We start from the raw sequence: 12,683 nt of genomic DNA on the forward strand, positions 1-12,683 counted from the left end.
GGGAGGGCTGGCTCGCCAGCCCAGGGACCTGCCTCCGCTCCGCTCCGGCAGGGAGTCCCTCCGCTCCGCTCCAGGACAGAAGAGAAGGCCTCCGCCCTGCTCCGGCCGAAGCCCCCTCGCTCCGCTCGGGGGAGGGCTGGCTCGCCAGCCCAGGGACCTGCCTCCGCTCCGCTCCGGCAGGGAGTCCCTCCGCTCCGCTCCAGGACAGAAGAGAAGGCCTCCGCTCCGCTCCGTCTGTAAGTCCCTCGCTCCGCTAGGGGTCGGGTAGCTCAGCGCCCCAACTGTCCTGCCTTCGGCAGGGGTAGCCTCCGCTTCGCTTCGGCTTGAGTCCTCCTCGCTTCGCTCGGGAGGGAGGGGGTCGTGTAGTCCTCCCTTCGTTCTAATCGGGCCTCTTTCGTTTCGCTTGGGAGCCGATCCGTTCCGTGGAGCAGGGTCGGATGCTTGAAGTAGAGCTGGGTGGGGGTTGATTCCCGGACTTTGCCTTGTGGCTGAAAGCTCTTGGGAGGGGGCGGAGGAGGGTTCACCACCTGATGTCTGGCGGTTCCGCTTAGCCGGGTTCGGGAAGTGCCCCTGATGGCAGTTGAAGGGAAGCTGGCGACTTTTGTGAGGACTTTTTACTGGGGGGAGTGCTGAGGACTGCTTGAGGCTTGCTGGTGGACTGCTGGGGAGGGAGGTGGGGGCGTTAACGCCGTTAATGGTGGAGGAGATGGTGATTCAAAGTGATCTGGGGATAGAGATAGGAATCAGTCAGATTCTGCGTGGTTATGGACACCGTGTCCGGAGGACCCGGGTCGCCGCGCCGTGGTGCTGCGACGTCAGGAAGTCACGTCCAGCTGCGCGTTCAGTACGGCGTTGAGTGCGCGCAGCGCGGCAGGGGACGGCCTATAGAGAGTACGGAGATGCGTTGCCGCAGGTCAGAGGGGGTGTGGGGGGAAAGTTATGTCCCCTCAGAAGGGACATAACTCGGAGGATGTGTCGCTGCTAGGGGGACAGAACTCCTGCAAAACGTCAGCGAGACTGACGCTTTTTGGGCTAAAACGTCGGGGAGACTGACGTTCTTGCGGAGATACGTCGGCTAACTGCGTGGGGGTGGGGAGGGGTTGGGCGCGGGGGTCCGGGAGGGGCCGGAGAGAGGCCGTGGCCGAGATGTGTCCCTCCTGAGGGGACACAAGACACGCCGAACGTCAACGAGCGTGACATTAGTGTCACCCTTGTTGACATACTCTCTCTGCAGATCAACGAAGTGGAGAGCATCCTCGTGTCATCAGAGTCACAGCGCCGCCGGCCGAGTCCGTCGCGCGCGCCGCGTCCTGATCTCCCCGTTGATGACGCGATCTCGGCGTGGAGTCAGCCGCTGGCTCCGGTCAAGGATCTGGACAGCCTGGCGAAGCGGTACCCCAGCCGGAAGCTCACGCTGGACGGTGAGCGCAAGCCGCTGGAGTTCTACGGGACGCAAAGTCAGCCAAATGCGTTCTCGATGGACAGTCTCGAGTTCTTCCTGGTGATTGCCCAGTACTTCAGGGAAGCCTTGCCCCTGAGGCTCATCCTGCTGCTGATCGCGTGCCAGCGGGCGGGAGGGCGGATTCCACTTACGCAGGAGGAGATGGCTACGATCCTGGACGTCAGTCGGACAAAGACGTCGGAGGCTCTGCACACCGTCATGTCTCATGGGATCGTCTTCAAGGTGCGGCGGGGTGTGTACCAGTTCAACCCGCCCTACAGTTACCGGGTGGCCGAGTTCATCCCGGGGACGGAGACGGCGGGTGAGTTCGTGAAGGTGGAGCAGCACAGCACCATCTCGCAGATTCGCAGCGACACGAGCCTGCCCGACCTGGTGCGGTTCCCGTCGCTGGACCACATGCGGCAGGCAATCGAGGAACTGCGGGCCGAACGGTCCAAAGAGCGCGCTGCGCGCCGGCTGAGCCGGGCACAGCGCAAGGAAGAAGGGACAGCTCAGTGAGCACCTTGCGATTCGCTGCGGTCAACGCCGACGGGCTTCTCTCCGACCTGGACCTTCCGCCTGCCGCGTACCGTGTGCTGCTGAAGCTGCGTTCGCTGAGCGAGCCGGGCGGGCGGATCCTCATCGACCAGGCCACCATCGGCGGGATGCTGGAGCTGAGCAGGCCGAGTGTCAATGCGGCTCTGCGCAGCCTGGAGCTCGCCAAGCTCGTGCGGAAGGTCAGGAACGGGGTGTACCAGATCAACCCGATGCTGGCCGGGTACAACTCCTTCGAGGACGCTGTCGCGGCGGTGAACGAGATGGCCACCGACGAGCGGCTGGACGCGCGCGGCTACGTCGCCAGTTACCACCAGGCGGTGGCGGAGTATCAGGACCAGCTGGCGGAGCAGCGGAAGAAGCGTGCGGCGCAGGCCGCCGCGAAGAAGGCCGCGGAGTCGAAGCGGCGGCGGACGTTGCACGCCGTGGGATGAGTGCGGCTTGAAGAGGGGCCCCGTGGAGGCCTCTGAGGGCGCCTCAGGGGCCTTGGAGGGTCCCGGTGATACAACCCGGGACCCTCCAAGGTTTCCAGGGGCTTGAGGGGGCTCCTGTGGCTTTGGGTCCGGTGAGTCTCAGGAGCCGGTCAGTTCGGCGTTCGCGCGCTCCGTGAGCAGGGTCAGTACGCGGCCCGCGACCGCCAGGTCCTCGGCCGGGATGCCTGTGTACAGCCGGGCGGAGATCTGGGCGGTCGCGGCCGCGGTGGTGTCGTACAGGTCCCGGCCGGCGTCCGTGAGGCGCAGCAGGGATCCTTCCCGCACCAGGAGCTCCGCGCCGGTCAGCTCATCGATGGCGCCGTGGACGACGGACGGGTCGGTCTTGAGGGAGTGGGTGACCTCGGCGACGAGTTCGTCGCGGGTGAGGGAGCCTCCCGCGACGGTGACGGCCCAGAGCGTCACGCCCTGGTGGAACGTGACGTCGTGGCGGGCCAGCGCTGCTTCCACGAGGGCGCGGGCGGAGTGGTGTGCCAGGGCTATGAGCCGGCCGTTGACGGCGGGTGCGACGGTGGTCATGACGGATCCTTCTCGTTGTCGGCGTGCGGATCGAGAGGCGTGTCGAGCAGGATCGCCAGCTCGCGGGTGAACTGCTGGGCGCGGGGGCCGTTCTGGCCGCCCAGGGGCTCCAGCAGCTGGTCCAGGAGGCCCTGGACCACCGTGATGGCGCGGCGCGTGACGTCGAGTCCCTGCTCGGTGAGCGACAGCTGCACGGCGCGGGGGTCGTCGGGGTCCCGGCTGCGGGCGACGAGGCCGGAGGTCTCCAGGGCGCGGGCGAGCTTGGACACGTACAGCGGTTCCAGGCCCGTGTGGTCGGCGAGCTGCCGCTGGCTGGGACGCCGCTTCGAGCGCGACATGCCGTGCAGCGAGGCCATCAGGGCGTACTGGGCGTGGGTCATCCCGAGCGGTGCGACCGCGCGGTCGACGGCGACCCGCCACTTCATGGACAGGCGCCAGACCAGGTAGCCGGCCGTGGCGTTCTCGGCTGTTGGGCTCATGGCGGATAGAGTAGATGGCTATTATGTACATGGCTAGTATTTTGGTGCCGCGGCCGCCGGTGCGCAGGCCTGTCCGGAATCCGGAGGAGGTAGTGCTTTACCGCGCCGAGACCGCCTAGTGTGAATCGTTCCCGGGTTCTTCCGGGGCATCGCGAGGGGAGCGGCATCGTGGGGGAGCTGGGCGGCAGGACCGCGTTGGTGACGGGCGGCTCACGAGGGATCGGTCGTGCGGTCGCCCTGCGTCTCGCCGCCGAGGGGGCGCTGGTCGCGGTCCACTACGGCGGCAACGCCGGGGCCGCCGCGGAGACCGTGTCGCAGATCGAGGAAGCCGGCGGCCGGGCGTTCGCGGTGCGGGCCCGGTTCGGCGAGAGCGGTGCGGTGGACCGGCTGTTCGAGGAGCTCATCGCCGGGCTGGCGGACCACGGCGCGGACGGCCTGGACATCCTGGTCAACAACGCGGGCATCCACTCGGCCACTCCGATCGGGCAGCTCACCGAGGAGGAGTTCGAGCGGTTGCTGGCGGTCAACGTGAGCACGCCGGTCTTCGTGGTCCAGCGGGCGCTGCCGCTGCTGCGGGACGGCGGGCGGATCGTCAACATGGGGTCGGCCGCCACCCGGATCGCGAATCCCCTCCAGATCGGGTACACCGTCAGCAAGGCGGCGTTCGCGGCACTCGGCCCGTCGCTCGCCAACGAGCTGGGCCGACGAGGAATCACCGTGAACACGGTCGAACCCGGGGTGGTGCTGACCGACATGATCGCCCACTACGCCGAGGTTCCCGAGGCGGTCGCCGGACTCGAGTCCATCACCGCGCTCGGACGGATAGGTGAGCCGGAGGACGTCGCAGACGTGGTGGGCTTCCTGGCGGGCCCGCGGGGACGCTGGGTGACCGGCCAGACCATCGACGTTTCCGGCGGTACCTACCTCGGGCCGATCTCGGCCGGCTGAACGCCCGTGCTGCGGGTCGGTGCGCCGCGTGGCGCGGGCCGGGGTCCGGGGCGCGCTAGAAGGCGAAGTCGACGTAGTCGATGTCGGTGAACTCGACCAGGAGGCTGGTGGCGCGGGCGCCGTTGTCCTTGAAGTAGATCTCCTGGAGGGCTTCGGCCGTGATGTGGCGGAGCTGGGCTTCGGTGGCGCCGGATTCCTGGGCCGCGAAGAGGCGCTGGGCGTACTCCGGGGGCAGGTGCTGGGTGATGCGGCGCATACGGCCGTCGTCGGTGGTGCCGGGGGCGGCGGTGAAGCCGAAGCGGGCGCGGGTCTCGATGACCAGGCCGGTGGTACGCGCGGCCTGCTCGCGTGCCCGCTTGCGGACCAGGGGCTGCCAGCGGCGGCGCACCTCGGCTTCCAGGCGGGCCGCGAGGGCCGGTTTGGGCTGCTTGATCTCGTTCTTCACGTAACGCTCGACCGTGCGCTGGGAGATGCCGAGCGTGGCCGCCACTGCCTTCGTCGATTTGAGCTGCTTGACGAGGAAGCGCATCTGGGCGCCCGCCGACTTGGGGATGGGGCGGGTGAAGTGCAGTTCGTCGGCCTTGGTGAGGCTGTCGGAGATGTCGGACATCGATTACTCGCCGTCTGCTGCCGCGTCGTGGCCCTTGATGTGGCGGGCCGGGTTGAGGTGCTGGTCGAGGAGCTGGACGGCCCATAGGAGCGGCTGGGTGCCCTCGTGCTTGACCATGCCGGGGCTGACGCCGAGGCGGAAGCCGCCGGGGAGGGGCTTGCCCTCGGGGGTGCGGGGGAGGAAGTCCAGGGGGCTGGGGCCGTCGGAGAGGTAGACCGCGCAGTCGGAGAGGACGGCGACGGGGTGCAGGCCGGCCTCGGTGGCGAGCTTGCGCATTTTGCGGTGCATGTTGACGCGGGCCGTGGAGATGACGGCGGCGCGGATGTCGGGGCGCCAGGTGGGGCGCTCCAGGGCGGGCCAGGCCTCGCCCGGGCGGTAGGCGGCGCCCTGGGGGCGCTCCCGGAGCTTGCCGATGCCGCCCTTGACGGTGGACTTGATGGCGGACAGGACCGCCGTGGTGGTGCGGGGTGCGTTCGTTTTGTACGCCGTCATGGCCGTGAGGTACTCGGACTCCGTCAGGGAGGCGGTGAGGCCGAGGTCCGCCATGGTGGCCATGTAGGCGTCGCGGAGCCGGGTGTACCAGGCGTCGAGGTAGGGGCCGTTGTCGGGACGGATCCAGGCCTCGGCGGGCCGGACGTCGTGGCCGAGCTCCTGGGCGTAGGCAAGGGTCGGGGTCGCGTACCAGGCGGGGCCGGTGGGGGGCTTGCCGTGGGGCGTGAAGGGGCTGGGGAGGCGCGGGTCGAGGGAGAGGGAGGAGAGGTCGGCGAGCCAGCACCCGGGGAGCTTGGGGTCGAAGCGGGGGGCGGTGGTGTGGACGGCGGGACCGAGGCCGACGGTCAGGCGGTTCGCGGCCGCGGCGAAGGCCATGTTGACGTCGATGCCGACGGCGTGGGTGCGGGTGCACTCGGCGTCGGTGAGAAGCTCCGGGTCGCGGATCCAGTCGTACGCCTCTTCGTCGAGGACCTCGTCCGGGGTGCGCTGGTGGGCGCGGGGGTAGAGGGCGGCGACCACCGGGTGTTCGTCCGGGGCCTCGGGCGGTGCCGGGTCGACGGGGCGGGTTAGCGAGCCGGGGACGGGTGCCGACTCCCAGGCGTTGGTCTGCGGGTTGCGGGCGGCGCGGGTGGGCGGGCGCAGGGCCGTCATGAGTTCCAGGCCGGTCACGGCGGTGGAGCCGCGGGGGGTGAGGACGCGGGCGGCGTAGGTGGTGAGCAGCTCGGCGAGCTCGGGGGCGGGGAGGTCGGCGGTGTCCTCACCCCAGGCGCGGGGGTCGAGGGCGCCCCAGGGGAGGACCGCGAGCTGGACGCACTGGCGGCCGGTGGTGGGGGAGGCCGGGCGGTAGACGCGGGCCCAGGGGCCGAAGCCGCGGCGGGTGAGCTGCCACTTGGCCTTGGTGAGCTGCTTGACGACGGGGTGGTTGTCGGGGAGGCGCAGGGCGCGGCGGTCTTCCAGGACGAGGGGGAGACCGAGGCGCTCGGCCGCGGGGGCGGTGAGGACGAGGAGGGGGTCGCCGTCCCTGCCGTTGCGGTGGAGGCGGGGGGAACGGAGGTCGGCGTCGGGGCCGAGGGCCCAGGCGATGAGGGAGGGGAGGTCGGAGGTGGGGTGGGGGAGGAGGAGGCCGCCGGCGGCGTGGGCGTGACCGGTGCCGTCGAGGACGGCGAGGGGGCCGTTTCCCGCGAGGGGGGTGGGTGTGGGGGTGGGGCGCTGGTGCGGGCGGCGGGTGAGGGCTGGGGCGTTAACGGCGTTAACGGTGGCGGGGAGCTCGCGGGTGGATTCGGGGGCGGGGGAGGTGGGGGCGTTAACGGCGTTAACGGTGGGGGGTGTGGGGTCGGGGTGGGGGGTGGTGTCGTTAACGGCGTTAATGGGGTCGGCGGGAAGGGCCGGGGGCGCGGGCGGCTGCGGGTGGGGGGTGGCCGGGCCGGGGGTGGGGGCGTTAACGCCGTTAATGGTGTTGATGGTGTCGGCGGGGTGCGGGCCGGGGGTGTTAACGGCGTTAACGGGGTGGCGGGCGGCGAGGCCCTCGAGGAGGCGGGCGTACGCCGCGCGCTTCGGGGGACGCGGTGAGGTGCGGCCGGTTTCCCAGGAGGTGACCGTCTCGCGGCGGACGGAGAGGGCCTTGGCGATCTGGTCCTGGCTGAGACCGGCGGCCTCGCGCAGGCGCTTGCGCTCGTCGGGGTGGGGGAGCCCGTCCTGTGCGGCTGCTTCTTCGAGCAGGGCGTCGACCGCTGCGAAGAGCGTGGCCTGTTCGTTCATCTCGGTCATCGGTACCTCCAGCAGCAGCCTATATGTGAAGCGCACTGCTGAACGCACACGAACCGCACGGGGGCGTTAACGCCGTTAACGGCGTTAACGCCCCCGTGCGGTTCGTCTCAGGCCGCGCAGGCGGGCAGGCCTCCGTGGAAGTCGACCATCTCGGAGAACAGTTCCCCGATGTCGAGATGGTGCCCCGGCTCCGCGCCCGCGGCCTCCGCGTACGCGCGGTGGAGGTTGGGGACCAGGCGTTCGCTGTCGAGGAGCGCGGCGAACGGGCCGAGGTCGGCCTCGCGAGCCGTCTCCAGCGGGGTGAGGCCCGCCGAGATGCCCGCCGCGGCGAGGTCCTGTACGTAGCGCAGGTAGGCCTCGGTGGAGTCGAGCAGCTCGATCCCGCCGACCGGGCCGTGGCCGGAGACGATGGTCTGTGGGCCGAGCGCGCGCAGCTTCTCCGTGACGGCGAGGGAGCCGGAGACCGAGCCGGTGAGGCAGAACGGAGTGGCACCCGACATCACGATGTCGCCGGTGAACAGGACACGCTGTTCGGGCAGCCAGACGACGGAGTCGTTCTTGGTGTGGGCGGTGCCCAGGTGCATCACCTCGGCCCGGATGTCCCCGAGGTGGAGGGTGATCGGGGCGCGGAAGGTGAGGGAGGGAAGCTCCACGCCGACGTCGCCCCAGCAGACCTCCGGCCACAGCCCGGTGAGGTGCAGACCGGCGAGGTCCATCTCGGCGCGTGTCGCCTCATGGGCGATGATCACCGCCTCGTTCGCGAAGAGACGGTTGCCGAAGGTGTGGTCGCCGTGCGGGTGGGTGTTGATGACGAAGCCTGGAGCGTGCGGGGTGACCCGCGCGACCGCGTCCTTCAGCGCCTGGGCCCGCGACTCGGTGGCGGCCGTGTCGATCAGTGCGGGACGGCCGCCCGCGGTGATCAGGCCCGCGTTGTTCAAGCACCAGCCGCCGTCCGGCTGGATGTACGCGTAGACGTCTTCGGCGACCTCTTGCAGCCGCGGGACGGACGGTGAACGTTCGGTCACTGCTCTCTCCTGGTTGAGGGCATTCAGGGGGTGGAGGCGAGCACAGGGCTCACCCCGGGCCTGGTGAAGAGGCGGTTGTAATAGACCAGCGGCTCGGCGCCGCCCGTGGAGACGGATTCGACGCGGCCGACGAGGATGCTGTGGTCGCCGCCGTCCAGCACGTCGTGGAGGGTGCAGGCGATCCGGGCGGTGGCGTCGGGCAGTCCGGGGAGGCCGAACTCGCACGGTTCCATGGGGCTGCCGGCGAACTTGTCGTGCCCCGAGCGGGCGAAACTGCTGGCGATGTCGGCGTGCTCCGCCGCCAGGACGTTCACCAGGAACCGGTCGCCGGTGATGAAGGCCTCGTGGCAGGAGGCCGTCTTCGCCGGGCATACCAGCACCAGGGGAGGGTCGAGGGACAGCGAGCTGAACGAGCTGGCGGTGAAGCCCCAGCGCTGTCCGGCCTGGTCCACGGTGGTCACGACGGTGACCGGGGTGGGCACGCGTGCCATCGTGCGGGCGAAGTCGACGGGGTCGATGGGGGGCAACGGTCCTCCTGGCTCTTGGAGAGTGAGGTGTGGGGCGGCCGGAACCTGTGCGGCACGGCGGTGGACCCGTTCGGGGCGGCGACGAGCCGCTGGGCTGCGGTGGCGTTAACGGCGTTAACGCCGCGAGACGCCGCCCGCCAGGGGCCGCCGTGGCGTTAACGCCGTTAACGGTCGGCGCGGACCACCATGGCCGAGTTGAAGCCGCCCCGGCCGCGGGCAAGGACCAGCGCGGTACGCAGCCGCCCGGGCCGTGCCTCCGTCACGAGGTCGACGGGGCAGTCCGCCGCGGGCGGGCCGGTGTTGACGGTGGGCGGGATCACCTGGTCGCGCAGTGAGAGCAGGGCGGCGGCCAGGTCGAGGGAAGCGCCACCGGCGGCGAGCCGGCCCGTCATCGTCTTCGGGGCGGTCACCGGGACGCCGTACTCCCCGAAGAGGGCGGTGAGGGCTTCGGCTTCGGCACGGTCCGCGTCACGCCGTCCCGCCGCGTCCGCGAAGACCACGTCGACGTCGGCGGGCGTGAGCCCGGCCTCGCGCAGGGCCAGTTCGGCGGCGGCCTGGAGGCGCGGTGCGCCGCCCGAGCCGGGCGCGGGGTCGAAGGTGGAGGCGTATCCGGCGACGGTTCCGTAGATCTCGGCGCCGCGCTCGCGGGCGGCGGCCGCGTCCTCCAGGACGAGGAGCGCACCGCCTTCGCCGGCGACGTGGCCGTCGGCGTCGGGGGAGAAGGGCAGGAAGGCGTGGCCGGGGTCCTCGCTGGTGGTCAGCTCACCACCGGCGAGGTGCGCCGCCCAGCCCCAGGGGCAGATGGAGGAGTCCACACCGCCGGTGACCACCAGCCGGAGCCCCTTGCGGAGCTGGCGGCGGGCCTGGGCCACCGCGTCGAGACCGCCGGCCTGCTCGGTGACCAGCACGCCGCTGGGACCGCGCAGCCCGTTCTTGATGGAGATCTGGCCGGTGTTGACCGCGTAGAACCAGGCGAAGGACTGGTAGGCGCTGACGTACTGGCTGCCCTTGCTCCAGAGGGCTTCGAGTTCCTTCTGCCCGAACTCGAAGCCGCCCGCGGAGCTCGCCGTGATGACGCCGGCGGAGAAGTCGGGCAGCTCGGCCGGGTCGACTCCCGCGTCGGCGAGCGCCTCGTCGGCCGCGGTGAGCGCGAGCCGGGTCATGTGGTCGGTCTGCGGCAGGAGGCGGCTGGGAATGTGGTCGGCGGCGTTGAAGCCGGGGACCTCGCCGGCGAGCTTCGCCGGATACTGCTCGGCGTCGAAGCGGGCGATCGGGCGGATGCCGCTTTCGCCGCGCAGTACGGCCTTCCACCAGGTCTCGGTACCGAGCCCGTTGGGGGCGGTGACACCGATGCCGGTGACGACGGGCGCGGCGGCCGGGGAGAGGCTCGTGCCGCCGGGGCGGACTGCGGTTTCGGTGGTCATGCGGCATCTCCCAGGCGCGGGCGGGTCAGGATCATGGCGCTCTGGAAGCCACCGAATCCGCTGCCGACGCTGAGGACGGTGTCGGTGCGCTGTTCGCGCGCCGTGAGCGGGGTGTAGTCCAGATCGCAGGCGGGGTCGGGGGTGTGCAGGTTGGCGGTGGGCGGCACCGTGTTGTACTCGATGGCCAGGGCGCTGGCGGCGACTTCGAGGGAGCCGATCGCCCCGAGGGAGTGGCCGATCATCGACTTGATGGAGCTGACCGGGACCTCGTAGGCGTGCTGTCCGAGGCTGCGCTTGAAGGCGGCGGTCTCGTGGCGGTCGTTCTGCTTGGTACCCGAACCGTGCGCGTTGATGTAGTCGACGGCGGTGGCGTCGAGACGGGCCTCGTCGAGGGCGACCTTGATGGCCTCGGCCATCTCCACGCCGTCCGCCCGCAGGCCGGTCATGTGGTAGGCGTTGCAGCGGCTGGCGAAGCCGGAGATCTCGGCGTAGACGTGGGCGCCGCGCTTGCGGGCGCTCTCCAGCTCCTCCAGCACCAGGACGGCCGAGCCCTCGCCCAGTACGAAGCCGTTGCGGGTGGCGTCGAAGGGCCGGGAGGCGGTCTCGGGGTCGTCGTTGCGCGGAGACGTGGCCTTGATCGCGTCGAAGCAGGCGAGGGTGATCGGGGAGATCGGGGCCTCGGTCGCACCGGTGATCATCACGTCGGCGCTGCCCTCGCGGATCAGCTCGACGGCGTGGCCGATGGAGTCGAGGCCGGAGGTGCAGCCGGTGGAGACCACGGAGACGGGACCCTGGGCGTTCACGCGCCAGGCCACTTCGGCCGCCATCGAGCTCGGTACGAAGTAGTCGAACAGGTGGGGGACGGCCAGCGTGTGGTCGACCTGCCAGGTGCTGCCGCCCCGGCTCACCGCGTTGTACTCGGTGTCGAGTCCCGTGGTGCAGCCGACCGCGCTGCCCAGGGTGACGCCGGTGCGCGTCGGGTCCAGGTCGGCGCCGGCGAGGCCGCTGTCGCGCAGGGCCTCGTCCGCGCTGACGATCGCGAACTGCGCGGCCCGGTCGAGCCGCAGGGCCTCTTCGGCGGTGAAGCCGTGGTCGAGGGGGTCGAAGTCGGCCTCTGCGGCGATGCGGGAGCGGAACGCGGAGGCGTCGAACAGGCTGATGGCGCGGGTGGCGGTCTTCCCGGCGGTGAGGAGGGACCAGAACTCCTTGGTGCCTACCCCCCCGGGTGCGACCACGCCGATTCCGGTGATGACGACGCGTCGGCTCATTGAGTGTCCTTCACGAGTGAGTCCTTCTGCTGAGCATTCGGTACGGCGCTTGCGGCGCGCCTGCCTCTCGCAACCTGCTGCCGTCCGAGCCTGGGAAACCCCACTCGATGCCTGATCGAACCCTGATGGTGGGACGGCCGGGCCGCTGTCCAGGAGCGCTGACGCGGGCGACTCCGAGGCTGGCTCGAGTTGGCCTCCAGTGGCGGACCGGAGCCTGCCCGTAGGTCACGTAGTTGAGCATCGAGGAGTTCGAATGTCGGAGCAGGCTGGGCGGGTTGCTGTCGTCACGGGTGCGACCAGTGGGATCGGATTGGCTGTGGCCCGGCTGCTGGGCGGTCAGGGGCACCGGGTGTTCATCGGTGCCCGCAGTACGGGCGATGTCGCCGCGACCGTCAAGCAGCTCCAGGACGAGGGCCTCGAGGTGGACGGAGCGGTGGTGGACGTCCGGTCCGCCGAGGGGGTCCGGACGTGGATCCAGGCCGCCGTCGACCGCTTCGGCGGTGTCGACGTGGTGGTGAACAACGCGGGCCGTTCCGGCGGTGGTGTGACGGCCGACATCGATGACGAGCTGTGGCACGACGTCATCGACACGAACCTGAACAGTGTGTTCCGGGTGACGCGCGAGGCGCTGACCACGGGTGGTCTGCGGGCGAAGAACTGGGGCCGGATCATCAACATCGCGTCCACGGCCGGCAAGCAGGGCGTCGTCCTGGGCGCTCCGTACTCGGCCTCCAAGCACGGCGTGGTGGGCTTCACCAAGGCGCTGGGCAACGAACTGGCCCCGACGGGCATCACCGTGAACGCGGTGTGCCCCGGGTACGTGGAGACGCCGATGGCGCAGCGGGTGCGGCAGGGCTATGCCGCCGCGTACGACGCGACCGAGGAAGCGATTCTGGAGAAGTTCCAGTCGAAGATCCCCCTGGGGCGCTACTCGACGCCGGAGGAGGTTGCCGGGCTGGTGGGCTACCTGGCCTCGGACACCGCTGCCTCCATCACCTCGCAGGCGCTGAACGTCTGCGGTGGTCTCGGCAACTTCTGATCCCCGAACGGTTCGTCCCGAGTCTGAAGGAGTCATGAGCATGTCGCAGTCCGGTCTGCGGGAGGTGGAGCACGAGATCACGGTCTCGGCTCCGGCCG

12 protein-coding genes are annotated in these 12,683 nt (G+C 70.4%); 4 read left to right on the plus strand and 8 right to left on the minus strand.

The window, feature by feature from the left end:
* Positions 1–1,243 precede the first annotated feature (1,243 nt).
* Positions 1,244–1,960 (plus strand): hypothetical protein, encoded by a 717-nt coding sequence (locus ACZ51S_RS34415; protein ID WP_468480047.1) that lies wholly within the window; start codon positions 1,244–1,246, stop codon positions 1,958–1,960.
* Positions 1,957–2,430: a MarR family transcriptional regulator gene (locus tag ACZ51S_RS34420; protein WP_388946398.1), complete on the plus strand. Its 474-nt coding sequence runs from the start codon at positions 1,957–1,959 to the stop codon at positions 2,428–2,430. Before ACZ51S_RS34415 ends, ACZ51S_RS34420 begins: the two co-directional genes overlap by 4 nt.
* Positions 2,431–2,568: 138 nt before the next feature.
* Here ACZ51S_RS34420 and ACZ51S_RS34425 read toward each other — a convergent pair whose 3' ends face one another.
* Positions 2,569–3,006, minus strand: coding sequence for a MarR family winged helix-turn-helix transcriptional regulator (locus tag ACZ51S_RS34425; protein WP_468963163.1), 438 nt, complete (start codon positions 3,004–3,006; stop codon positions 2,569–2,571).
* Positions 3,003–3,485, minus strand: coding sequence for a MarR family winged helix-turn-helix transcriptional regulator (locus ACZ51S_RS34430; protein ID WP_468963165.1), 483 nt, complete (start codon positions 3,483–3,485; stop codon positions 3,003–3,005). The genes ACZ51S_RS34425 and ACZ51S_RS34430 overlap by 4 nt, the downstream gene beginning before the upstream one ends.
* 168 nt (positions 3,486–3,653) lie before the next feature.
* Between ACZ51S_RS34430 and ACZ51S_RS34435 the strand changes: the two genes are divergently transcribed.
* On the plus strand, positions 3,654–4,433 hold the full coding sequence (locus ACZ51S_RS34435; RefSeq protein ID WP_468963167.1) for an SDR family oxidoreductase: 780 nt from the start codon (positions 3,654–3,656) through the stop codon (positions 4,431–4,433).
* Between the two features lie 55 nt (positions 4,434–4,488).
* Here the strand turns inward: ACZ51S_RS34435 and tpg are convergent, their stop codons facing one another.
* The 6 genes from tpg to ACZ51S_RS34465 form a co-directional block, all read right to left on the minus strand.
* The gene (gene tpg / locus ACZ51S_RS34440; protein WP_468480051.1) at positions 4,489–5,043 is read right to left on the minus strand and encodes a telomere-protecting terminal protein Tpg; all 555 of its coding nucleotides are present in this window, start codon (positions 5,041–5,043) and stop codon (positions 4,489–4,491) included.
* Positions 5,044–5,046: 3 nt separating this feature from the next.
* Positions 5,047–7,293, minus strand: coding sequence for a telomere-associated protein Tap (tap, locus tag ACZ51S_RS34445; protein ID WP_468963169.1), 2,247 nt, complete (start codon positions 7,291–7,293; stop codon positions 5,047–5,049).
* A 116-nt stretch (positions 7,294–7,409) separates the two neighbouring features.
* Positions 7,410–8,327, minus strand: coding sequence for an MBL fold metallo-hydrolase (locus ACZ51S_RS34450; protein ID WP_388946420.1), 918 nt, complete (start codon positions 8,325–8,327; stop codon positions 7,410–7,412).
* 23 nt (positions 8,328–8,350) lie between these two features.
* Entirely contained in the window at positions 8,351–8,854 is a 504-nt protein-coding gene (locus ACZ51S_RS34455) for a flavin reductase family protein (RefSeq protein ID WP_388946423.1), read from the minus strand.
* 164 nt (positions 8,855–9,018) lie between these two features.
* Positions 9,019–10,278: a ketosynthase chain-length factor gene (locus ACZ51S_RS34460; protein ID WP_388946425.1), complete on the minus strand. Its 1,260-nt coding sequence runs from the start codon at positions 10,276–10,278 to the stop codon at positions 9,019–9,021.
* On the minus strand, positions 10,275–11,546 hold the full coding sequence (locus tag ACZ51S_RS34465) for a beta-ketoacyl-[acyl-carrier-protein] synthase family protein (protein WP_468175932.1): 1,272 nt from the start codon (positions 11,544–11,546) through the stop codon (positions 10,275–10,277). The genes ACZ51S_RS34460 and ACZ51S_RS34465 overlap by 4 nt, the downstream gene beginning before the upstream one ends.
* Positions 11,547–11,799: 253 nt before the next feature.
* On the opposite strand from ACZ51S_RS34465, the gene fabG reads away from it, so the two are divergent.
* Entirely contained in the window at positions 11,800–12,585 is a 786-nt protein-coding gene (gene fabG, locus ACZ51S_RS34470; RefSeq protein WP_467896838.1) for a 3-oxoacyl-ACP reductase FabG, read from the plus strand.
* Positions 12,586–12,683: the final 98 nt, after the last annotated feature.

It is taken from the genome of Streptomyces sp. NPDC034043, assembly GCF_055575675.1.

Excerpts from the sequence above, each read along its gene's own strand:
- ACZ51S_RS34425 (WP_468963163.1), bottom strand. The coding sequence starts at position 3,006 with ATGACCACCGTCGCACCCGCCGTCAACGGCCGGCTCATAGCCCTGGCA.
- ACZ51S_RS34430 (WP_468963165.1), bottom strand. The coding sequence starts at position 3,485 with ATGAGCCCAACAGCCGAGAACGCCACGGCCGGCTACCTGGTCTGGCGC.
- tpg (WP_468480051.1), bottom strand. The coding sequence starts at position 5,043 with ATGTCCGACATCTCCGACAGCCTCACCAAGGCCGACGAACTGCACTTC.
- tap (WP_468963169.1), bottom strand. The coding sequence starts at position 7,293 with ATGAACGAACAGGCCACGCTCTTCGCAGCGGTCGACGCCCTGCTCGAA.
- ACZ51S_RS34460 (WP_388946425.1), bottom strand. The coding sequence starts at position 10,278 with ATGACCACCGAAACCGCAGTCCGCCCCGGCGGCACGAGCCTCTCCCCG.
- ACZ51S_RS34465 (WP_468175932.1), bottom strand. The coding sequence starts at position 11,546 with ATGAGCCGACGCGTCGTCATCACCGGAATCGGCGTGGTCGCACCCGGG.
- fabG (WP_467896838.1), top strand. The coding sequence starts at position 11,800 with ATGTCGGAGCAGGCTGGGCGGGTTGCTGTCGTCACGGGTGCGACCAGT.